This is a genomic window from Vibrio fortis (genome assembly GCF_000695685.1).
GTDB lineage: Bacteria > Pseudomonadota > Gammaproteobacteria > Enterobacterales > Vibrionaceae > Vibrio > Vibrio fortis_A.
This window is the reverse complement of sequence record NZ_JFFR01000027.1, coordinates 613,141-634,466: the sequence shown is the minus strand read 5'-3', so window position 1 is coordinate 634,466 and position 21,326 is coordinate 613,141. Positions and strand designations below refer to the sequence as shown.

Here is a 21,326-nt window from a genome sequence, read left to right as displayed (position 1 = left end):
CGCTGGGTCAAAACAACATTAGGAATTATTATGAAAAAGACAACTATCGCTTTGAGTCTAGCTCTATTCACTTCTTCTTCTTTTGCACAGATGGACCACCCTAAAATGGACCATGGAAAGATGGATCACAGCTCGATGAATCATGAAATGATGGACCATTCCACTATGGATCACTCGAATATGATGGGAATGCAACGTACATCTAGTGTAGGGATGCCAGCTAATGGCGCTAAACCAGACAAAGTGGTTCATGTGATCCTCAATGACGACAAAACCATTACTTTCAAGAAAGAAGTTAAGATCGAGGCAAATGATGTGGTGCAGTTTGTGGTAATGAATGCAGGCAATGAGCCTCATGAATTCTCGATTGGTAGCAAAGAAGAACTAGAGAGTCACCGCAAAATGATGGCAGCAATGGCGGGCATGGAACATGACACCAAGAACTCTATAGTCGTAGAACCCAAAAAGGCCCGTCAGTTTATGTGGCACTTCCACGGTGACAATAACGTTGAATTCGCGTGTAACTTTAAAGGGCACGCTGAAGCCGGCATGACGAAATCAATTAAGCTATAAATTGAGATTCGTCAGGCAGAAATGGATTGGGTCGCATATAGCGGCCCTTTTTTTGATTAGAATAATATAGAACCCATTGTGAAAGGACCCATTAATGGCGGAGCAGAGTAATTCGATTGCCATCGTCAATGCCGATGATGTGGAGTGGTTTGTTGAACTGCTGCAGCAGTTTGACCAAGACATTTATTTCTTACTGCGGGAAGCGAAGATCCCTAACGATATTTTTACTCATGAACGGGACTATCAGCACCTTCCTGAAACCGCATTTAAGAACGTGCTTGAGTTGATGGAGCAGTCTGCATCCAGAGAAGAATTAACGCTCTTGTTATGGAGTTTCTGTAAGCAAGTTTATGTCCCTAAGTTTTTAGCTCAATTATCTGAACGGACTTCGCTGAAAGCCGTTTTAGATGAGTTCGCTGAGTTGCTTAAAGCTCGTTCCACGGGGGCCATTATTTACACTAAGCAGTCTGGCGGGAAATGGTGGTTGGTGCGCGAAAAACCTCTTTCCGACGCGCCATGGTTTAAACTGTCAGAGTTATTCTCGGTCATATTCATTAATGAGTTACTTCTGAGTCTGACTCAAGGTAAGTGGCGTGCAACTGAGGTAGGGATCCAAAGCAGTGATTTAGAGTATTTCCAATCACTACCTGAGATGGCAGAGGCTCAGTTTTTTATTGGTCGTCCGGTCACGGCATTTGAAATTCCTGACTCACTTATGCAATCGCCTATCGTCTTAGCTCGCAATTTGAGTATGAAGGCTGAGAATTTTCAACAACCCATTAAGCAAATCAGTGGCGTTCACTCATTTGTTAGCTCGTTTCAGTTAGCGATTAAGCCCTATTTGTCTATGGGTAAACTGCCGATTAGTCTTGCCTCTGAGATCCTCAACATCAACGTGAGGACAATCCAACGCCGTTTGGAAAAAGAGGGAGTGATTTACAAAGCCTTGATAGAAGAGATGGTGCTAGAGCAGACACTATTTTTACTTGAGCACTCTGATTTATCAATTACAGATATCGGCGCCAAAATGGGTTACTCAGACTCTTCACACTTCACTCGCGCCTTTAAACGTCAAATGAAGATGACACCTAAGCAGTATCGTAAAGAGCGCAAGGTCTAGAAGGCACAGTCTGTCTTTATCGGCGTTTACCGCAGTCTTATCTTAAATCGGTGGCATAAAATGGTAAGTAAGTGGTATGGGAATCCGCCAAGATGGAATTTCATTCATTATTTGAAATCCTATCAACGACGGAGGACTGGCCATGATCATTCACTATCGAGTACAAGATGTTGCGGAGCTTTATGGGGCAATCGATCTTGCGAGTTTTTTACAGCTCGCTTTGCGAGGTGCTCGATTCCCAACTTTAACCCTCTGATTGGAATAGTGAATCTCCTTGTTACCCGACATTTAAGTTCGAGTGTGGCGTGAAATGGTAAAAGTCATTGTGAAAAATAGTCACAATAGCCCAATGCACTCAACGGTTTAGTTCTTCTATCGAGTAGATGAAATAGACCGTTGGTAAATTTTAGGCGTTAGCCCTGATACACGTTTAAAGGCTCTCGAAAAGTGCGAAATATTGGTGTAGCCAAGTTGGCTGGAAATGTAGGTTAGCGTATGGCCTTCTTCCATCAGTTCACATGCTACCGAAAACATTAGATTCTCTTTTATTTTGCGAAAAGAGGTGTTCTCTTGCTTGAGTTTTCTCTGGAAAGTTCGCACCGAAAAGTTAAGCAATTGAGCGGCATCTTCGATCGATAGATCTTGCTCTTTCATATACGGCTTAAGTAGCTCGTAGATACTATCAGTAAAGCTGGTGTGCCATTCCACAAGGGCAGGCTTGGGGCTAAGGTCTTTACTGGTAAGCTGAATCGGCAATATCAAGATATCACTGGGGATCATCACCGCTGTCATGCCTTGTTCTATAAAGAGTTGGCAACGGCTAGTAGTGATAGTACTGATGACGTCTGTTTCTCTACCTTGAAGTCGGATTTTATTGGGCTGCCACTGACTGTTGGAGAGAATCGTAATGAGTTCAATGATGTAGATGATGGCAAAAGCCTCGCCCCATTGAAACATCGTTGAATCATCGTCCGGTGCCTGACGGCAGAACCAAACTTGGCCATGTTCTTGGACTAAAGAAACGCGGCTCCCTGGCGAGTCGTTAGAGAAAATTTGATTGATGTGTTGAAGCGCGTCGCCAATGGTTTGGTAATCGACAAACTGATGCAAGACATGTGGGATGATGCGGCGTCGAAATGCTAGCCCAAGCAGATCAGTAAACTTTGAAACCCCAAGTTGAGCAGAAGTTAGGTAAATCAAGCGTTTAATGGACTCTGAGGGCACAAAATCACTGTCGGACTGGATTAGATCGGGAGGAAGACCAGAGTCTTTCAGCAATTGATGCAAGTCGAGTCCATAGTCGCTAAACATCTGCACCAAGATCTTTGCATAATTGGTTTGTATTACAGGAACTTGATACTTGGTTTCTGCCATCACGAAACAATCCTTTGTGTGTTTTTTCAATAGACATGCGTGTATTGGCATTAAATTAGACGCATCTATCAGTTACAGAGTGCCATCAGATAAATTTAACTGCAATTTCTTGAGTTTTCCACGAGTACGCTTATTTTTAAAGTATTAATTTTGTTGATGTTACCTAGATGAAAGGGAGTGGTATGTCTGAAACTAAAGAGTCGGAATCATCTGCAAACAGTGAATCCACACCTCAAGTAAATAAAAAAGATAAAGTCAGGAAGGTGACCAACTATTTGTTGTTGTCTGTTGCTGCGATGCTGATTTTTAGTGTTATCTCAGATCGTGTGATTCCAATTACTGACAACGCCCGCGTTAAAGGTTACATCGTTCCCATAAAACCAGAAGTCTCTGGCAAAGTCCTGGATATCCGAGTTCAACCCAACCAATTGGTGGAGCAGGGTGACGTGCTAGCAGTATTGGATGATTCTGATTATCGGATTGCTGTGGCGCAAGCAGAGCAAAACCTAGAAATTGCTGGACAGAACGTGGGTGCTCAAACCGCCAATATTGCTTCTGCACAGGCCAAACTGACTTCAGCGATTGTCGAAAGACAGAATACAGATCTACAAGCGAAACGCGTACTGGCAATGGCGGACAAAGGCGTTGTGTCTAAGTCGGATGCAGATAAGGCACGAGCAGCGGTTGCCACAGCGCGTGCAGCGGTATCCAATGCAGAGGCGGATTTAGAGCGCGCCAAGCAACAGATGGGTAAAGAGGGTGAAGAGAATAGCCAAGTTAAAGCGGCCTTATTAGCGCTTGAGCAAGCACAACTCAATCTAGAGAGAACCGTTATCACGGCACCAACCCAAGGTGGTGTTTCAAATTTCAGTTTGTCCGAGGGTTTCTATGCCTCTTCTGGTCAGCCAATCATGACCTTTGTTTCAACTCAGGATATCTGGATAGAAGCGTATTATCGTGAAAACAGCTTGGGCAATGTCACGGTCGGAGATGAAGTCGAAGTGGCTTTAGACTTTGCGCCGGGCAAGGTCATTAAAGGAAAAGTGACGAGCATCGACTGGGGTGTTGATTGGGGGCAAAACGATCAAGCGGGTAAGCTCGCTCAAGCGAATCAGCAGACAGGCTGGTTACGACAAACTCAGATGTTACCTATCACCATCGAGTTTGAACGAGATGATGTGTTGGGTTTACTTCGAGTGGGCGGCCAAGCGGATGTGATTGTCTACAGCGGTGATAACTTCATCTTTAATGCGATTGGCAAACTCTGGATTCGTTTCATCAGCGTGCTTTCTTATGTCAGATAACGTCATCCTAGATGAACAGGTACAGCGACGAATTTTGCGTTTCACAGTGGGCGTAACCATATCGGTTTTTATTGCCGCCTGGATCAATTGGCCCTTGGCATTCGTTGCGCCTGTGTTTACTGCAAAGTTCTTGATTGATAAGCCAAATCTACATAAAGAGACGGTTTACGAGCTTCTACTTGCATTGGTCGCAACCATGGTATTGGGCTTGTTGCTCTCAAGAGGGATTACCCAGTACCCGGTCCCGTTGTTGGTGTTGGTTGGTTTGATGATGCTTTGGGGTTACTACTTGTTTGTCGACCCCAAGTGGAATTTATTCGCGACCATTTTGCTGATCGCCGTACTGATGCTGCCGTTTATGGCGATATCTAATCCGGGAGTTTCTGTACTTTTAGCATCAGGATTAGCGACGTCTGGTGTGGTATCGGTGCTGATCTTTGCGTTGGTTCATATCTATTTCCCTGAACCAGAATCCGACTTCTCAGGCTTTGCGGCACCGCCTCTTGATCGCCAACAGCGTTGGTATGCTGCGTTTAGAGCGATGATCATCTCTTATCCAGTGGTTTGTTTCTTCTTCATTTTTCAAATCTCTGAAGCATTGTTGACTATGATGTTTATTGCGCTTCTCTCTTTGATGATCACGGCAGAGAAGTCAGTGAAACTGAGCGCCTTCTTGGTGATCAGTAATGGCATCGGCGGGCTGCTGGCTATTGCGGCGTTCTCTATTCTTGCCATCGTGCCTAATATTGTTTTTTACTCGCTGTTTATTGGTTTAGTAGCGATCTTTATGGCTCGGAAAATCTATACCGTGCCAGAGAAAGCCCCGATATTTGCGACGGCGTTTAGTACCTTACTTGTTCTTATTGGCAGTACCTTGATGAGCTCAGGTGACATTGATAGCAACACACTGATACGCATTGTTCAATTGGTGATGATCGGTGTTTATATGATTTTAGCTTCCCTGTTCCTTGAGACTCGGAATTGGAAGTTTCTGCAAAACCAGCCTTAATTTTTAATGAACAAGGATGTTTTATGAAGTTAACTGACGACTTTTCTAAACAAGCGATTGATGCTGCGATCAAAATTGCCGCTGTAGCGATCCTTGTGTATTGGTGTTTCTCAATTCTACGTCCCTTTATTCTGCTGGTGGTGTGGGGAGCGATTATAGCGACAGCGCTTTATCCAGTGGCGTTTGCTATCTCAAATAAGACCGGAATGTCCAAAGGCAAAGCCAGTGGTTTGTTGAGTTTTGTTGGTGTGTTGCTGCTTCTGATCCCTCTTATCGCGTTGTCCTCAGGAATCTATACCAGTGCATCTGACCTAATGGCTGGCCTGCAAGATGGCACATTATCCGTCCCTAAGCCTAAACAGTCTCTGCAAGAAATCCCTCTTGTGGGGGAGAAGATCTATGGTGCGTTGGTGTACGCATCAACCAACATTGAAGGCGCCTTTGTTAAATATGCGGATGAGATAAAACAGTTCGCTGCAAAAGCTGCATCTATTCTGGGCTCGCTAGGGGGAGGTTTTGTTCAGTTTATTATCTCTACCATCATTGCGGGTGTATTTATGAATAATGCCGATAAGTGCCAAATCGGCTTAACGCATTTGGTCGCGCGGCTGACGGGTGGCCGTGGCGAAGAGTTAGTGAAACTATCCAAGGTGACGGTGCGCAGCGTGGTTCAGGGGGTAATTGGGGTTGCTTTGATTCAGTCAGTGATGTCTGCAATTGGTTTAGTGATTGCTGGTGTTCCTGCCGCTGCTTTCTGGGCGTTAGCGGTGCTGTTAGTTGCGATTATCCAACTACCACCGATTCTGGCGCTACTCCCTGCGATTATCTACATGTTCAGTGTTGAGTCGACACTCGCGGCCAGCTTGTTTTTAATCTGGTGTTTGCTAGTGAGTGGCAGCGACGCGATTCTAAAGCCTGTTCTATTAAGCCGTGGCTCTCACATTCCTATGCTGGTTATCCTTCTCGGTGCACTAGGGGGAATGGCGATGTCAGGTATTGTTGGCTTGTTTGTAGGGGCAGTGGTACTGAGCTTAACTTATGAGCTGATGATGGTCTGGCTCAACTTAGATCAAGATAAACAGGTTGACCAACAAGACCAGAAAGAAAAAGAGGCGAGTTAGATGAAGTCAGTGTCGAAGGATGACAATTTTTACTTTCTGTTTTTTGCCTTGCTAGTGCTGTTCTTCGGTTGTGCGGTAATGCAGCAGTTCTACCCTCAAGGGCAAAAGACAATTTTGTTCCTGATAATCATGACATTGGCGGTTTCTATTGCAGGGATACATCAAGAGCGAGCACTGTATCGTTCATGGTATGGCTTACTTTTGCTCACGGCAGGGGTATCTGGGGTATTCTCATTCTTTGAGGATTATAACCTCTCTATTGTCACTCTATTAGCACTCGCGGCGTTTCTGTTCTCTCATATTTACTCGGCACTTAAACAGGTGATGCAGGCATCTAATGTTACTAAGAACCACATTATTGGCTCCATCTGTATCTACCTTTTAATCGGTTTGGCTTGGGCAACCATCTATCTGTTGATCTTGGAGGTTCTCCCCAACGCGTTTAACGGGTTAGAAGAGCGAGAGTGGCTGAGTAATTTATTTAACGCGATGTACTTTAGCTTTATTACGCTTACGACGGTGGGTTATGGCGATATTTCTCCGGTACTTCCCGTTGCTCAGTTCTTCGTATTTATGGAATCAATCATCGGAAGCTTCTATCTTGCTATCATGGTGGCCAGCTTGGTGAGCATTCGATTGAATCAAGGGCAAGATAGCCAAAATTAGCTAGCACTGGAAATAAACGAGAAAGGCCGTTGAGAGTGATGTGACTCTCAACGGCCTTTCTATTAATGTCTAATTAAACGTTTAAACCGGTTTATGCGTTACCGTTCTTTAGGGCCTCTAGCTCGCTAATGGTCGTTTGAGAAACAAGCTCACCATTCATGTAGTAACTGACTTCTTCACCCTCTCTAATACCCGTTAAGGTTGCACTTTCGCCTGTGTTGTACACGATATCTATCTGGATAGTGTTTTCATCAATCTGAATCATTTCGCCTGTTTCGATGGTGCGATTGTTAGACAGGGGTGCAACCGGAGCTTCTTTCAGGCTTGGGTCGAGTTCATCATTCACTTTGAAGTGTGTGTCTGCTTCCGTATCAAAGACGTGTGGCGCGCCACTGATAGGGTTTTTGCCAGTCCAGAACTCTAGTGAGTTGAACACCACGTAGTCGGCGGCGGTAGTGATACCGTAGACGGGGGCAAGTAAGAAGTTCACGCCTGCTCGAGCGTAGCGGTTATCTACAACTTCTACGTTGAATTTCATCACTTTCCCTGTGACAGCATTACTACCGATACAACCCGTTAGCGCCGAAGCTAAAACCGTGAGTCCTACAATCTTTAGTGCCATCTTTTTCATCTTAGTACCTGTATTATTTAATAAGTCTGTTTCGTTGGAACAGGTGTAGTATCGACGATTTGTTTTGATGAGTTTTACCATTTAACGCCACCGATTGGATAAACTTTCATCGCTTTAGGTTCTATGAGACTGTTAACCTGAAATGTGAAAAACGAAAAAGCGCTACCTTTTATTAGGTAGCGCTTTTTGAAATTTTGGTTGGGGTGCTTAACGCGTTAAAGTCTATTTCATGACATATCGATAAGCCTTAATAGCGACCCAACGAAAACACTTAAATAGAGTGGTGCTGGCTTTGATAGCAAACTTGGCTGTCGATGTGAGTAACTCGCCCGTAACGATAACGCATTTGTGTAGGTCGGATTCTTTGTAGTCTGAGTATGTCATGGTGTTCTCTTATTTAGTTGGGAGACTCCTGTCTGCGATACAACCCTTGTGTACGTAATGTACAGAATTCAGAAGTTCAGGATTTACCATTTAATGCCACGAGTGCCTATTATCTCGTCACTTAAAGAGATATTTGGGCTCATAAGAGGGACTCGTTCCTACAGCAAGAGTGAATGATGTTATGCTCGGCAGTCCGTTGAGAGTTAGAAGAGATTAAAAGGACAGAGAATGAGTAACCTTACACCTGAACAAGAGGCGGCTTTGGCGACATTTAAAGAGAACCTGCATTTACCAAATGGTGGTTTTCACACATTGATCACTGAGCTAGGTAAGGAGTACCAACTTCCTTTTCAAAAAGTCCGTTCTGTCGTTAAGCAAGCGCAAAAGAATGTTGAGCGTCGCATCAAGTCTGATTTTGAGACAATTGACGCTGACGCACTTACCCAAGCGAGTTGGATCGCTGCAATAAGGCTAGAGCTTGAAGAGCTAGCTAAAGAGACAGAGTCTGTTATGGACAAGCTCAAGACCAACCCAAAGTACCTAAACGTTATTGCAGCGATTGAAGGTGCTATTTCAACCGAAGACGAACGGGACGAGTGGATTGAACAGCTAATTCAAGTATATGAAAAAGAGGTGCTGAAGCCGTTACTGGCGATGTTACGCACCACTAAGTTGTATTGGACGCTAATGCTAGTAGATGAAACTTGTAAGATGACGCCAGAGCAGCGCGAGAAATTTGCGGATTATCCTCAACATATGGAAGCTGCTGAACACCTATACGAGCTAGACCAAACGCTCAGAGCGAAGGCATTGACGGATTAGAGCTCTGAACATAAATGTCTGTCACTTCGTGGCAAAGAAACTTTCTCCATAGCTAAGAAACTCTTTTTATAGCAAACAAGCTCTCTTCATCGTAAAGGAACTATAAAAAACGCCCAAGCATCTCTGCTTGGGCGTTTTGATTTCAAGGTAATGTTTACCTAGGAATAATGCTATTTCATTGCCGCTGGTTCATCGAGCTTTTTTACACCACCTCGAGAGGCGTTAACCAGTAGGACACCGACTGACAGTACAATCGAACCACATAGTAGGAACAGTGCTCGACCTGTAATCTCGTTTGGAATCAGTGCCATCGCTAGGATACCGAAACCCGCAGTACAGATTAGCTTACCAAGCATTGAACGCTGTTTTGTGTCTAGGTTTTGCTGCTCTTGAGACTCGGCCACTACTGGTGTGTTCCAGTTCTCGAATAGCTTCTCAACTTCCGCTTCACGCTCCGGTGTACGACCCTTGTAAACCAGTGTTGTTGCTAGGAAGAAGCCACCAGTGAACACAACGTGTGCTGCCAAGCTCAGTGCTACTTTCAAGTCAGACCATTCGCGACCTGTTAGTGCGTGCTCTAGGTTAAACCAGTTCTGTACGTCTTCAGCTTGTAGAGAGATACCGAAGATGTAAGAAACGAAACCACCAACAATCAGTGTTGCCCAACCAGCCCAGTCTGGAGTCTTACGAACCCACATACCTAGAAGTACAGGGATAAGCATTGGGAAGCCAATCAATGCACCAACGTTTAGTACGATATCGAACAGGCTTAGGTGACGCAGTGAGTTGATGAACAAGCCAATACCGATGATGATGAAGCCCATCATTACTGTCGTTGCTTTACTTACTACAACCAGCTCTTTCTGTGTCGCTTGTGGGCGAACAATTGGGCTGTAGAAGTTCATCACGAAGATACCTGCGTTACGGTTTAGACCAGAGTCCATAGAAGACATGGTAGCTGCGAACATTGCTGACATTAGAAGACCAACCATACCTGCTGGCATTACGTTTTGTACGAATGCTAGGTAAGCAGCGTCTGCACCCACTGAACCGTATTGTTCTGCGAAGTCAGGCATGAATGCACTTACGTACCAAGCAGGTAAGAACCAAATCAGTGGACCAACAATCATTAGTACACATGCAAGGCCAGCCGCTTTACGCGCATTTTCACTGTCTTTTGCACACAGGTAGCGGTAAGCGTTGATGCTGTTGTTCATTACACCGAATTGTTTGATGAAGATGAATACAACCCAAAGGATGAAGATGCTCATGTAGTTCAGGTTGTTACCAACCATGAAGTCGCCATCGAAGTTTGCAACGATGTTGCCTAGACCGCCACCGTGGAAGTATGCCGCAACTGCACAAGTAATCGTCACAGCCATGATAACAAGCATTTGCATGAAGTCAGATGCAACAACGGCCCAAGAACCACCGGTTACCGCCATCAACATGAGTACTAGACCTGTTACAACGATGGTTGCTTCCATTGGAATGTTGAATACAGCAGCAACGAAAATTGCAAGACCGTTCAACCAGATACCCGCTGAAATCAAGCTGTCAGGCATACCAGCCCAAGTGAAAAACTGCTCTGAAGTTTTACCAAAACGCTGACGAATTGCTTCGATTGCTGTTACAACACGAAGCTGGCGGAATTTTGGAGCAAAATAGATGTAGTTCATGAAGTAGCCAAATGCATTGGCTAAGAATAGGATTACAACGACGAAACCGTCGCTGAACGCGCGTCCTGCGGCACCTGTAAACGTCCATGCTGAAAACTGTGTCATGAAGGCGGTTGCACCAACCATCCACCACAACATTTTGCCGCCCCCTCTAAAGTAATCACTTGTCGACGTTGTGAACTTACGGAACATCCAACCAATGGCTACAAGAAAGAAGAAGTAGGCAAGAACAACAAGAGTATCAATAGTCATTTTTTCAGCCTTTTAAGTGTGATCATTAACTGACTCCTAGATTACTCTTTTACAGGTATATTTGTACTACAATATGCTTTTATTGTGATCCAAACCAAGAGCTTTTTGATATATGAAAATTCTGACAAAGCTATGACATATGGGGCTTTAAAGCACTTTTTAAAATCTAATCCGTAACATTAATTGCTTTTAAATGTAACTATTTGTAATACTATTAACTCCTTTTAAAATCAGGAGGTTAGATGCTAAGGGTGTGACTCTGTTGTTTAGACGAAATAACTAGCATCTATTTTTGTTTCCAGAACTCTTCCTAAAACAGTAAGTATAGGCGGTTCTAAGATTGGGCTAACGATGAGCGTCTTACTCATCTTTGCGTCATTATCATCATACTATTGAAGTCCGAATCTATCGCAAAAGCAGCTTAAACGAAAAAAGCGAGCCAAGAGGCTCGCTTTCAACATCATCTGTCGCTAGATGAATTATTTTGCGACGTGATTCACTGCATCACGTACGAGAGCACCTAGCTCGTCCCACTTACCTTCGTCGATAAGTTTTGTTGGAACCATCCACGTACCACCACATGCAAGAACAGAAGGGATAGACAGGTATTCATCAACGTTCTTTAAACTTACGCCACCAGTTGGCATGAATTTTACTGGGTACACGGCTGTCAGTGCTTTAAGCATGCTTGTGCCGCCTGAAGGCTCAGCAGGGAAGAACTTAAGTGTGCGTAGGCCCATTTCCATTGCTTGCTCAACTAGGCTTGGGTTGTTTACACCAGGAACGATAGCAACGCCTTTGTCGATACAGTATTGAACAGTGCGTGGGTTAAAGCCTGGGCTCACGATGAAGTCCACGCCCGCTTCGATAGATGCGTCCACTTGCTCGTTAGTCAGTACCGTACCAGAACCAATTAGCATATCTGGGAACTCTTTACGCATGATGCGAATCGCTTCGATTGCACATTCAGTACGTAGTGTGATTTCCGCACATGGCATGCCGTTTTCAACAAGCGCTTTACCTAGAGGGATAGCGTCTTCTGCACGGTTGATTGCGATTACAGGGATAACTTTCAGGTTAGCCAGTTGTTCATTTAATGTCGTCATGGATAATATCTCACGTCTAAATTGACTGATAATTAACGAATTATCAGCGCTTTAAAATCTATTGGTTCGTCTCGTCTACTATTTTTATTGAGCATAGCATGACGCAGATAATGACGTCATGCTTACATCAGATTAAGAAGAGAGAGACAGTGTTGGCATTGCTTCTTTAGGAATAATTGCACCTTGGTGTTGAATCACTGCGCCAGCGACACAGTGGCCTGCAAACGCAGCATCACGGGCATTACCACCACAGAATCGCTTCGCTAGGAAACCTGCACTGAATGAGTCGCCTGCGGCAGTGGTATCAATAACCTTGTCTACCGGGTTTGGCGCCACATAATGCGCGGCATCCGCTTCAACCACTAGGCAGTCTTTGCTACCACGTTTAATGATGATCTCTTTAACACCGCTTTTTGTCGTGCGCTCAATACATTGTTCAATGCATGTGTCACTATAAAGCTCTTGCTCATCGTCAAAGGTCAGTAGTGCGATGTCAGTGAATTTGAGTAGTTGCAAATACCAAGATTGCGCTTCGTCTTGGCTTTTCCAAAGCTTAGGTCGGAAGTTATTGTCAAAAATAACTTGGCCACCTTGTTTCTTGTACTCTTCCAAGAACGCCAGTAGGGCAGTGCGACCTTTCTCTGTCAGAATCGCTAATGTGATACCACTTAGGTAAAGTGCATCGTACGAGAACAGTTTGTCTAGCACTAATGATGCATCGTCACCATCAAGCAAGTATTTTGCTGCTGCATCATTGCGCCAGTAGTGGAAGCTACGCTCGCCCGTTTCATCAGTTTCAATGTAGTAGAGGCCAGGTTGCTTGTCATCGATTTGCTTTACCAAGCTAGTGTCGATGCCTTCTGCATTCCACTTATCCAGCATATCTAGGCTGAACGGATCATTGCCTAATGCGGTTACATAGCTTGTTTTGATGTTGTGCTCTTGGGTTAAGCGAGACAGGTACAAAGCCGTATTAAGTGTATCACCACCAAATGTTTGCTTAAGCCCATCATCTTTTTTCTGTAGCTCAACCATACATTCGCCAATGACCGCGATATTAAATGATTTCATGTGCTTACCTTAGCAACTGAGGTTGCGCTATATATTATTTTAGGAAGTCTTCGCGAGCTGGGTTGAAGATATCAAGAAGAATGCTGTCTTGCTCAAGAGCAACTGCACCGTGCATCATGTGCTTACGTGCAAAGTACGCGTCACCTTCTTTTAGAACTTTTTTCTCGCCTTCGATTTCAGCTTCAAAGCTACCGCGAACCACATAACCAATTTGATCATGAATTTCGTGAGTATGAGGATGACCAATCGCGCCTTTGTCAAAAGATAGGTGTACAGCCATTAGATCGTCAGTGTACGCCACGATCTTACGCTTAATACCGCCGCCCAATTCTTCCCAAGGTTGCTCGTTATTGATAAAGAATGCGTTCATTGTGTCTCTCCAAAGCGTGTAAATTTTTTATGTGTTCATTAAGTTGTATCCATCATAAGTGATTAGGTTTAATTGTAATACAATATATCCAGAAATGTGTGATATTGATCAAGTGCTACTTTTTATTGTGTCGTAAAATCAAAGACTTAACACAACTCTGATAATTGTCATTGGCTTTTTAGATCAAGGGGTTAGCGAGATTTATGTGATTCTGCTCATCATTTAGCGATGAATTGGTGGGATTAAAGCTCATATTGTATTACTTTATGTGGAGCTTAAGAATTAGATTGAAATTCAAATATAGAAACTCTTCATCGAGGGTGATAAAGAACATGACTACACAACCAATACTACTAACGGACGCGGAAATTGAAGCACTTCATTTAGAAGTTGGCCGTTCAAGTTTAATGGGTAAGACGATCGCAGCGAATCAAAAAGAGCTGGAAGCCTTCATGCGCTTGCCTATTGACGTGCCAGGGCATGGCGAGGCTGGTGGTTACGAGCACAACCGTCACAAACAAAACTACACATACATGAACCTAGCTGGCCGTTTATTCCTTATCACTAAAGAGCAGAAGTACGCTGATTTCGTTACTGAACTATTGGAAGTATACGCAGACAAGTACCTGACGTTCGATTTCCATGTTCAAAAGAACACAAACCCAACGGGTCGTCTTTTCCACCAAATTCTAAACGAACATTGCTGGTTAATGTTCACCAGTTTGGCGTATTCGTGCGTTAAGTCTACTTTGACACAAGAACAACGCGACAATATCGAATCTCGTATCTTCGAACCTATGCTTGAGATGTTCACGGTGAAGTACGCACACGACTTCGACCGCATCCATAACCATGGTATCTGGGCTGTAGCAGCTGTCGGTATTTGTGGCCTAGCACTGGGTAAACGCGAGTACCTGGAGATGTCGGTATACGGTCTTGATCGTAACGACACAGGCGGTTTCCTAGCGCAAATCTCTCAACTGTTTGCACCTTCTGGCTACTACATGGAAGGTCCTTATTACCACCGTTACGCGATTCGCCCAACGTGTGTTTTCGCAGAGGTGATTCACCGTCATATGCCAGAAGTAGACATCTACAACTACAAAGACGGCGTGATTGGTAACACAGTACAAGCGATGCTTTCAACGGCTTACCCTAATGGTGAATTCCCAGCACTGAACGATGCGTCTCGCACTATGGGCATCACTGACATGGGTGTTCAAGTTGCGGTGAGTGTTTACAGCAAGCACTACGCAGTGGATGGCAAGGTTGATGAAAACATCCTTGGTATGGCGAAGATTCAAGACGCAGTATGGATGCATGCTTGTGGACTAGAGCTTTCAAAGGCATACGAAGCAGCAACTGCTGAGAAAGAGATCGGTATGCCTTTCTGGCCAAGTGTTGAATTGAACGAAGGCCCAGAGGGCCATAACGGTGCTCAAGGCTTCATCCGTATGCAAGACAGCAAAGGCGATGTGTCTCAGCTAGTGATGAACTACGGCCAACACGGCATGGGTCACGGCAACTTCGATACACTAGGTATTACCTTCTTCAATCGTGGTCAAGAAGTGCTGCGTGAATACGGCTTCTGTCGTTGGGTGAACGTTGAGCCAAAATTCGGTGGTCGTTATCTAGACGAAAACAAGTCTTACGCACGTCAAACTATCGCTCACAATGCGGTAACGATTGATGAGAAATGTCAGAACAACTTTGATGTTGAGCGCGCAGACTCTGTTCACGGCTTGCCTCACTTCTTCAAAGTAGAAGACCAAAAAATCAATGGTATGAGTGCATTCGCGAACGATCACTACGAAGGTTTTGACATGCAACGCAGTGTGTTCATGCTAAATCTTGAAGGTCTGGAATCTCCGCTACTATTAGACCTGTACCGCCTAGATTCAGAGAAAGGCGAACACCAATACGACTACTCTCATCAGTATGAAGGTCAGATTGTTCGTACTAACTTCGATTACCAAACAAACAAAGAGTTACACACGCTAGGCAGCGACTTCGGTTACCAGCACCTATGGAATGTAGCAAGCGGTGAAGCGAACGAGACGGCATTAGTGAGCTGGCTACAAAACAACACCTACTACACATGGTTAGGTACAAGCTCGAACGACAACGGTGAAGTTATCTTTACTCGCTCTGGTGCGAATGACCCAAGCTTCAACCTGCGTTCTGAGCCTGCGTTTATTCTGCGTAGCAAAGGCGAAACAACATTGTTTGCTTCAGTTCTTGAGACGCACGGTTACTTCAACGAAGAGTTTGAGCAATCAGTGAACGCTCGTGGCCAAGTACAAGACATCAAGGTACTGGCGCACAACAACATCGGTTCTGTTGTTGAAATTGAAACGAATACATCTCGTGTCACAGTAATGATCAGCAACCAACTGGGTGCGACTGATGCTACTGAACACAAAGTCGAATTAAATGGCAAAACGTACAGCTGGACAGGTTTCTACTCTCTAGAAGAGAACCTAATTGACTCAACTTCAGCTGGTCAGGAGAAATAAGAATGAGCTATCAACCACTTTTACTGAACTTTGAAGAAGCGGCAGAGCTTCGTAAAGAACTTGGCAAGGATAGCCTATTAGGAAAAGCACTCACTCGCGACATCAACCAAACTGACGCTTACATGGCAGAAGTGGGTATCGAAGTTCCGGGGCACGGCGAGGGCGGCGGCTACGAACATAACCGTCATAAGCAGAACTACATCCATATGGATCTAGCGGGTCGTCTATTCCTTATCACAGAAGAGACAAAATACCGTGATTACATCGTAGATATGCTAACGGCTTACGCGAAGGTGTACCCATCGCTAGAGAGCAACACTAGCCGTGATTCAAACCCACCGGGTAAGATTTTCCACCAAACACTGAATGAAAACATGTGGATGCTATACGCTTCATGCGCATACAGCTGTGTTTACCACACGATTTCTGAAGATGAAAAAACGCTGATTGAAAACGACCTATTCAAGCAGATGATCGAGTTGTTCGTTGTAACATACGGCCATGACTTCGACATCGTACACAACCACGGTCTGTGGGCAGTAGCAGCGGTAGGTATCTGTGGCTACGCAATCAACGATCAAGAATCGGTAGATAAAGCGCTTTACGGCCTTAAGCTAGACAAAGTGAGCGGTGGTTTCCTAGCACAGCTAGACCAACTGTTCTCGCCAGACGGCTACTACATGGAAGGTCCGTATTACCACCGTTTCTCACTGCGCCCAATCTACTTGTTCGCAGAGGCAATCGAGCGTCGTCAACCTGAGCTTGGTATTTACGAATTCAACGATTCAGTTATCAAGACAACGTCTTACGCGGTATTTAAGACGGCATTCCCAGACGGTACGCTACCAGCACTGAACGATTCATCGAAGACGATTTCTATCAACGATGAAGGCGTGATCATGGCGACATCTGTGTGTTACCACCGCTACGAGCAAACTGAAACGCTACTAGGCATGGCTGATCACCAGCAAGATGTATGGGTTCATATCTCAGGCAAAACACTATCAAACGCGGTTGAAGCGGCTGACGAAATCAAGCCATTCAACTGGGGCAGCCTGTTCGTGACTGACGGCCCTGAAGGTGAGAAAGGCGGCGTGAGCATCCTTCGTCACCGTGATGAGCAAGATGACGACACAATGGCGTTGATCTGGTTTGGTCAACACGGTTCAGACCACCAGTATCACTCTGCATTAGATCACGGTCACTACGACGGTCTACACCTAAGCGTATTCAACCGCGGTCATGAAGTACTGCACGACTACGGCTTTGGTCGCTGGGTAAACGTTGAGCCTAAATTTGGCGGTCGTTACATCCCGGAGAACAAGTCTTACTGCAAGCAGACTGTGGCACACAATACAGTAACAGTTGACCAAAAAACTCAAAACAACTTCGACACGGCCCTGGCTGAATCTAAGTTTGGTCAGAAGCACTTCTTTGTGGCAGACGATCAGTCTCTACAAGGCATGAGCGGCACAATCTCTGAATACTACACAGGTGTTGATATGCAGCGCAGTGTGATTCTTGCTGAGCTTCCTGAGTTTGAGAAACCGCTAGTGATTGATGTGTACCGCATTGAAGCAGATGCTGAGCACCAGTACGACCTACCAGTTCACCACTCTGGTCAAATCATCCGTACTGACTTTGATTACAAGGTTGAAAGCACGCTTAAGCCACTTGGCGAAGACAACGGTTACCAACACCTTTGGAACGTGGCTTCAGGTAAAGTGAACGGCAGTTCATTGGTTAGCTGGCTGCACGACAGCAGCTACTACAGCCTAGTAACAAGTGCTAACGAAGGCAGTGAAGTGATTTTTGCTCGTACTGGCGCGAACGACCCAGACTTCAACCTGAAGAGCGAGCCAGCACTTATCTTGCGTCAATCTGGTCAAAACCACGTGTTCGCTTCTGTACTAGAAACGCACGGTTACTTTAACGAGTCTATCGAAGCCTCTGTTGGCGCTCGTGGCCTTGTAGAATCTGTGTCTGTTGTGGGCCATAACAGTGTCGGGACTGTTGTTCGCATTCAGACCACCTCTGGTAATACTTACCACTACGGTATCTCTAACCAAGCTGAAGATGTTCAGCAAGCAACTCATACGGTTGAGTTCGCAGGTGAGACTTACTCATGGGAAGGTGCATTCGCTAAACTTTAATTGTTTAAAAAGCGAATAACGATGAATCGGGTGTCTTCGGATGCCCGTTTTTTTTGTTCGGATTTTTGGGTTAGTCGATGGTTTATGACTCTAGAGAAATCAGAGTCTATATAAAGATAGTAGTGAGAGTACTGGCAATAACAACCTAGTTAGCGGAAAGCCGCGATGTGAAATGCAAATGACTAGGTCTGTCTTGGTGTTGCTGCTACGAATGAAACGTGGCGATGTTTCTAGTGGAGGATAGAGCGATTTTGCTCTAGAGGACTGTGAAATGTCCTAGCTTCTGTCCACTGTTCGAGATAATGGTTCCGATACTCTCTCTTTCATCAAATTCGAAGTCGATGAGATAACTTGTGTGTTGCAGCCTTGGTAATATGTGGCGATGCAAAATGTCACTGTTTAATTGTCGGATCTCCGTGACCCAAGAGATGTTTTCTTTCAATAAGTCTATTTTGATTTTGAGCATTTATGGCCTTTAAATTTATTGAGCGATTTCTCGCGAGTTAGTTGGTACCAATGGATTTGTCGTGTTGTTCTTCTAGACATAACTGTGCCTTGTGTTTATTACATTAATATTGAGATTAACCAGATAGTTTTATTGACGATCGAGTATTTGCTACAGCAAAAACTAACTGGAGTGTTGGAACAAAAATGACGCTATTGAATGACTATCGAAGTAAAGCTGACGCAGAGGCGGTGTAACGAGGTATCGCGAACTGTCTTTGTGGGAACTTGGACTGGGATGTTGCATTAACAGCTCATGTTTTGAGCCAGGTGGCGTAATATACGCCTAGTTTTTTATATTTCAAGCATTATTTCGATTATTTTCAAAATAAATGCTCAGGTTTTTCCTATGCAAGTACGTTGAGTGCACGCTTCGCATAAATATTGTTTGTTATCTGCAGCAAAGTCTACAGTAATTTCTATACTGATCATTAGGTTACCGAAAAAGTAAACTCGATTGAGTATTTAAGGATGATTTAATGAAATGGATTGGCGCACTTGTAGCCGCAAGTTGTTCTGTCAGTGCTTGGGCTAATGTCGAACAGTTTGTACGTTACGAATATCAAGAGCAGATACGCTATGGTCAGCTCAAAGGCGACACAATAACTCCAATCGTTGGGGATATTTTCTCAGAATATCGTGTGGCAGACAAAAGTATATCACTTGCGGATGTGGAGATATTGCTCCCGACACAACCAGAGAAAGTATTCGCAGTTGGGATGAATTTCCGCAGTCACGCAGCTTCTCATCCTGATCTTCCTCCTCCCATGTTTCTTAAACTTCCTTCCTCTTTGATCCTTTCAGGACAACCGGTGCACGCGCCTTTTGATGCTCGCAACGTGCACTTTGAAGGGGAGTTGGTATTGGTGATTGGCAAAACACTTCATAAAGCTGATCAGGAAGAGGCGGAAGCGGGGATCTTTGGGGTTACTGTCGGTAACGATCTCACAGAACGTTCGTGGCAGGGGAGTGATCTTCAATGGTTAAGAGCCAAAGCGTCTGACGGGTTTGGACCAATCGCCAAAACCATATCGCGAGGGGTTGATTACAACAATGTTGAATTGACTACCAAGCTCAACGGCACCATTGTCCAACAAGAGAACACGACTTTTATGATCCATAGCCCGAAGAAAGTCGTCAGTTATTTGAGCCACTATTTCACTTTGAAGCCGGGTGATTTGGTCTTTATGGGAACGCCAGGGAAAACCAAAGCATTAAAAGATGGCGATATGATCTCTGTAAGTATCAAAGGCGTAGGTGAAGTGAACAACACGATCTATTTTTAACCACAATTAATCAGATAGTTAGGTTCAATTTACATTGTAAACTGATCAACAGATAAACTTGTTTGTGTGATTCGTTTTCATGTTATTTGAGCCGAAATCAGCCAGTTTTATTGAAGCTGACTCAGATTCTTTTTGAGTTAGCTTCTGTTCTTTAAGTATGCCTCGTTCGAGTAAAAGTACGATCAAGAGACGCATTATTCTCTTTTGTAATACTCATATTTACATTTCTAAATGACAAAGTTGTTGTAGACCTAATTTTGCGAGAATATAATTGATAATAATTCTCAGTTGCGTTACAAATTTGTTGTCAAGTTAATGACATACTTTAAATAATCGTTATCTCGCAGTTGTACGGTTTATTACACGGCAATCGCTTTCGTGTGTTTGATAGAAAACCGTCATAACAGCAAAGGAATAGAAATGAACAAAATACTTAACTCAGCTCGCAAGCTAGTGACTGGTTTAACTCTGGTTTTAGCGTCGTCTGTATTCATGACAGCTCATGCAAAAACAGTGACGGTAGAACACATTAAAGGCTCTACGGAAGTCTCTGGCGTACCTCAACGTGTTGTTGTTCTTGGCCATGGTAGCTTAGATGTTTTGGATCAAATCGGTGTGGCTCCAGTGGGTGCATCACACATGTTATTGCCTGACTACTTAAAGTCTTACGCAAAGACGACGAAAAATACTGGTTCTCTGAGTGAGCCAGATTTCGAAGCAATCTACATGCTTAAGCCTGACCTGATCATTGCTGAAAACCGCATGCTGAAGGTGTACGACCAGCTTGCTCAAATAGCTCCAACGATCATGTTCTATGTTGAAGGTGACAAGTACTGGTCTGATACGCAGAAAAACTGGCGCACGTTAGGTGATATCTTCGAGAAGCAATCTGAAGTAGAAGCGCTGATTGAGAAGACTCAAAAGCAAATTACTGCGGTAAATCAGAAAGTAACCAAAGATGAAACGACAGCAATGATGCTAATGAATAATGGTAGCAACATTGCTATGTTCAACAAAGGTAGCCGTTTCTCTATCATCTTTGACGACTTTGGTTTTGTTGAATCTAAGAGCGCAAAAGTTGCACCAATCAAAGGTAGCCACGGCAATCTTATCTCTTTCGAATACATCGCTGATGCGAAACCAGAAGTGATTTACGTACTTGACCGTGAACAAGCGATTGGTCGCTCAGAGGGTCGCGCGAAACAGTTATTCGATAACGCGTTAGTGGCAGAGACTCCAGCGGCGAAGCTAGACAACATTGTATTTATTGATTCTAGTGCGTGGTACCTAGCTGGTGGCGGTGTAACAGCAACTCAACGTATGCTGAATGACATCGACCGCACTGTTAAACAGTAAGTCGTCACCTTAGCTATCGGGCTTATAAG

Annotated in this window: 19 protein-coding genes; 11 read left to right on the top strand and 8 right to left on the bottom strand. The window is 44.4% G+C overall.

All coding sequences use genetic code 11. From position 1 onward, the window contains the following. Positions 1 to 30 precede the first annotated feature (30 nt). Both copI and VFDL14_RS04310 read left to right on the top strand, forming a co-directional pair. The gene (gene copI, locus VFDL14_RS04305; RefSeq protein WP_032552790.1) at positions 31 to 573 is read left to right on the top strand and encodes a copper-resistant cuproprotein CopI; all 543 of its coding nucleotides are present in this window, start codon (positions 31 to 33) and stop codon (positions 571 to 573) included. Positions 574 to 667: 94 nt separating this feature from the next. Next, on the top strand, positions 668 to 1,693 hold the full coding sequence (locus VFDL14_RS04310; protein ID WP_032552789.1) for a helix-turn-helix transcriptional regulator: 1,026 nt from the start codon (positions 668 to 670) through the stop codon (positions 1,691 to 1,693). Positions 1,694 to 2,065: 372 nt separating this feature from the next. Here the strand turns inward: VFDL14_RS04310 and VFDL14_RS04315 are convergent, their stop codons facing one another. Next, positions 2,066 to 3,067: an AraC family transcriptional regulator gene (locus VFDL14_RS04315; protein WP_032552787.1), complete on the bottom strand. Its 1,002-nt coding sequence runs from the start codon at positions 3,065 to 3,067 to the stop codon at positions 2,066 to 2,068. A 182-nt stretch (positions 3,068 to 3,249) separates the two neighbouring features. On the opposite strand from VFDL14_RS04315, the gene VFDL14_RS04320 reads away from it, so the two are divergent. Genes VFDL14_RS04320 through VFDL14_RS04335 form a run of 4 tightly spaced genes read left to right on the top strand, consistent with a single transcriptional unit; the run spans position 3,250 to position 7,167 of the window. Further along, on the top strand, positions 3,250 to 4,371 hold the full coding sequence (locus tag VFDL14_RS04320; RefSeq protein ID WP_032552786.1) for an HlyD family secretion protein: 1,122 nt from the start codon (positions 3,250 to 3,252) through the stop codon (positions 4,369 to 4,371). Continuing rightward, a complete protein-coding gene (locus tag VFDL14_RS04325) occupies positions 4,361 to 5,380 on the top strand; it encodes a DUF2955 domain-containing protein (RefSeq protein WP_032552785.1) in 1,020 nt (339 codons plus the stop codon). The genes VFDL14_RS04320 and VFDL14_RS04325 overlap by 11 nt, the downstream gene beginning before the upstream one ends. A 23-nt stretch (positions 5,381 to 5,403) precedes the next feature. Continuing rightward, positions 5,404 to 6,501 carry an AI-2E family transporter gene (locus VFDL14_RS04330; RefSeq protein ID WP_032552783.1) on the top strand — a complete coding sequence of 366 codons (1,098 nt, stop codon included), beginning with the start codon at positions 5,404 to 5,406 and terminating at the stop codon, positions 6,499 to 6,501. After that, a complete protein-coding gene (locus tag VFDL14_RS04335) occupies positions 6,502 to 7,167 on the top strand; it encodes a potassium channel family protein (RefSeq protein WP_032552782.1) in 666 nt (221 codons plus the stop codon). A gap of 91 nt (positions 7,168 to 7,258) precedes the next feature. On the opposite strand, the gene VFDL14_RS04340 is transcribed toward VFDL14_RS04335, so the two are convergent. Further along, the gene (locus tag VFDL14_RS04340) at positions 7,259 to 7,798 is read right to left on the bottom strand and encodes a DUF3332 domain-containing protein (protein ID WP_032552960.1); all 540 of its coding nucleotides are present in this window, start codon (positions 7,796 to 7,798) and stop codon (positions 7,259 to 7,261) included. Between the two features lie 222 nt (positions 7,799 to 8,020). Further along, positions 8,021 to 8,182, bottom strand: a complete 162-nt coding sequence (locus tag VFDL14_RS24780) for a hypothetical protein (protein ID WP_167332356.1) — start codon at positions 8,180 to 8,182, stop codon at positions 8,021 to 8,023. Between the two features lie 228 nt (positions 8,183 to 8,410). Here VFDL14_RS24780 and VFDL14_RS04345 point away from each other — a divergent pair, with 228 nt between their 5' ends. After that, on the top strand, positions 8,411 to 9,004 hold the full coding sequence (locus VFDL14_RS04345; RefSeq protein ID WP_032552781.1) for a hypothetical protein: 594 nt from the start codon (positions 8,411 to 8,413) through the stop codon (positions 9,002 to 9,004). A 170-nt stretch (positions 9,005 to 9,174) separates the two neighbouring features. On the opposite strand, the gene VFDL14_RS04350 is transcribed toward VFDL14_RS04345, so the two are convergent. The 4 genes from VFDL14_RS04350 to VFDL14_RS04365 all read right to left on the bottom strand — a co-directional run bounded on the left by VFDL14_RS04350 (position 9,175) and on the right by VFDL14_RS04365 (position 13,482). After that, on the bottom strand, positions 9,175 to 10,935 hold the full coding sequence (locus VFDL14_RS04350; RefSeq protein ID WP_032552780.1) for a sodium:solute symporter family transporter: 1,761 nt from the start codon (positions 10,933 to 10,935) through the stop codon (positions 9,175 to 9,177). A gap of 479 nt (positions 10,936 to 11,414) precedes the next feature. Then, a complete protein-coding gene (locus VFDL14_RS04355) occupies positions 11,415 to 12,041 on the bottom strand; it encodes a bifunctional 4-hydroxy-2-oxoglutarate aldolase/2-dehydro-3-deoxy-phosphogluconate aldolase (RefSeq protein ID WP_032552779.1) in 627 nt (208 codons plus the stop codon). Positions 12,042 to 12,173: 132 nt separating this feature from the next. Next, positions 12,174 to 13,112, bottom strand: coding sequence for a sugar kinase (locus tag VFDL14_RS04360; RefSeq protein WP_032552777.1), 939 nt, complete (start codon positions 13,110 to 13,112; stop codon positions 12,174 to 12,176). 34 nt (positions 13,113 to 13,146) lie between these two features. Then, positions 13,147 to 13,482 carry a cupin domain-containing protein gene (locus VFDL14_RS04365; protein ID WP_032552776.1) on the bottom strand — a complete coding sequence of 112 codons (336 nt, stop codon included), beginning with the start codon at positions 13,480 to 13,482 and terminating at the stop codon, positions 13,147 to 13,149. A gap of 332 nt (positions 13,483 to 13,814) precedes the next feature. Here VFDL14_RS04365 and VFDL14_RS04370 point away from each other — a divergent pair, with 332 nt between their 5' ends. Together VFDL14_RS04370 and VFDL14_RS04375 are read left to right on the top strand one after the other, a co-directional pair. Continuing rightward, positions 13,815 to 15,998, top strand: a complete 2,184-nt coding sequence (locus tag VFDL14_RS04370) for a heparinase II/III domain-containing protein (RefSeq protein WP_032552775.1) — start codon at positions 13,815 to 13,817, stop codon at positions 15,996 to 15,998. Between the two features lie 2 nt (positions 15,999 to 16,000). After that, entirely contained in the window at positions 16,001 to 18,151 is a 2,151-nt protein-coding gene (locus VFDL14_RS04375) for a heparinase II/III domain-containing protein (protein WP_032552774.1), read from the top strand. 256 nt (positions 18,152 to 18,407) lie between these two features. On the opposite strand, the gene VFDL14_RS04380 is transcribed toward VFDL14_RS04375, so the two are convergent. Then, the gene (locus tag VFDL14_RS04380; protein ID WP_032552773.1) at positions 18,408 to 18,617 is read right to left on the bottom strand and encodes a hypothetical protein; all 210 of its coding nucleotides are present in this window, start codon (positions 18,615 to 18,617) and stop codon (positions 18,408 to 18,410) included. Positions 18,618 to 19,134: 517 nt separating this feature from the next. Between VFDL14_RS04380 and VFDL14_RS04385 the strand changes: the two genes are divergently transcribed. Together VFDL14_RS04385 and VFDL14_RS04390 are read left to right on the top strand one after the other, a co-directional pair. Beyond that, positions 19,135 to 19,941, top strand: a complete 807-nt coding sequence (locus tag VFDL14_RS04385) for a fumarylacetoacetate hydrolase family protein (RefSeq protein ID WP_032552772.1) — start codon at positions 19,135 to 19,137, stop codon at positions 19,939 to 19,941. A gap of 420 nt (positions 19,942 to 20,361) precedes the next feature. Next, complete coding sequence (locus tag VFDL14_RS04390) at positions 20,362 to 21,297, top strand: siderophore ABC transporter substrate-binding protein (RefSeq protein ID WP_032552771.1); 936 nt, start codon at positions 20,362 to 20,364, stop codon at positions 21,295 to 21,297. The last annotated feature ends 29 nt before the right edge of the window (positions 21,298 to 21,326 follow it).

Excerpts from the sequence above, each read along its gene's own strand:
- VFDL14_RS04345 (WP_032552781.1), top strand. The coding sequence starts at position 8,411 with ATGAGTAACCTTACACCTGAACAAGAGGCGGCTTTGGCGACATTTAAA.
- VFDL14_RS04335 (WP_032552782.1), top strand. The coding sequence starts at position 6,502 with ATGAAGTCAGTGTCGAAGGATGACAATTTTTACTTTCTGTTTTTTGCC.
- VFDL14_RS04340 (WP_032552960.1), bottom strand. The coding sequence starts at position 7,798 with ATGAAAAAGATGGCACTAAAGATTGTAGGACTCACGGTTTTAGCTTCG.
- VFDL14_RS04320 (WP_032552786.1), top strand. The coding sequence starts at position 3,250 with ATGTCTGAAACTAAAGAGTCGGAATCATCTGCAAACAGTGAATCCACA.
- VFDL14_RS04350 (WP_032552780.1), bottom strand. The coding sequence starts at position 10,935 with ATGACTATTGATACTCTTGTTGTTCTTGCCTACTTCTTCTTTCTTGTA.
- VFDL14_RS04315 (WP_032552787.1), bottom strand. The coding sequence starts at position 3,067 with ATGGCAGAAACCAAGTATCAAGTTCCTGTAATACAAACCAATTATGCA.
- VFDL14_RS04370 (WP_032552775.1), top strand. The coding sequence starts at position 13,815 with ATGACTACACAACCAATACTACTAACGGACGCGGAAATTGAAGCACTT.
- VFDL14_RS04330 (WP_032552783.1), top strand. The coding sequence starts at position 5,404 with ATGAAGTTAACTGACGACTTTTCTAAACAAGCGATTGATGCTGCGATC.
- VFDL14_RS04385 (WP_032552772.1), top strand. The coding sequence starts at position 19,135 with ATGAAATGGATTGGCGCACTTGTAGCCGCAAGTTGTTCTGTCAGTGCT.
- VFDL14_RS04310 (WP_032552789.1), top strand. The coding sequence starts at position 668 with ATGGCGGAGCAGAGTAATTCGATTGCCATCGTCAATGCCGATGATGTG.
- VFDL14_RS04365 (WP_032552776.1), bottom strand. The coding sequence starts at position 13,482 with ATGAACGCATTCTTTATCAATAACGAGCAACCTTGGGAAGAATTGGGC.
- VFDL14_RS24780 (WP_167332356.1), bottom strand. The coding sequence starts at position 8,182 with ATGACATACTCAGACTACAAAGAATCCGACCTACACAAATGCGTTATC.
- copI (WP_032552790.1), top strand. The coding sequence starts at position 31 with ATGAAAAAGACAACTATCGCTTTGAGTCTAGCTCTATTCACTTCTTCT.
- VFDL14_RS04325 (WP_032552785.1), top strand. The coding sequence starts at position 4,361 with ATGTCAGATAACGTCATCCTAGATGAACAGGTACAGCGACGAATTTTG.
- VFDL14_RS04380 (WP_032552773.1), bottom strand. The coding sequence starts at position 18,617 with ATGCTCAAAATCAAAATAGACTTATTGAAAGAAAACATCTCTTGGGTC.
- VFDL14_RS04355 (WP_032552779.1), bottom strand. The coding sequence starts at position 12,041 with ATGACGACATTAAATGAACAACTGGCTAACCTGAAAGTTATCCCTGTA.
- VFDL14_RS04390 (WP_032552771.1), top strand. The coding sequence starts at position 20,362 with ATGAACAAAATACTTAACTCAGCTCGCAAGCTAGTGACTGGTTTAACT.
- VFDL14_RS04360 (WP_032552777.1), bottom strand. The coding sequence starts at position 13,112 with ATGAAATCATTTAATATCGCGGTCATTGGCGAATGTATGGTTGAGCTA.
- VFDL14_RS04375 (WP_032552774.1), top strand. The coding sequence starts at position 16,001 with ATGAGCTATCAACCACTTTTACTGAACTTTGAAGAAGCGGCAGAGCTT.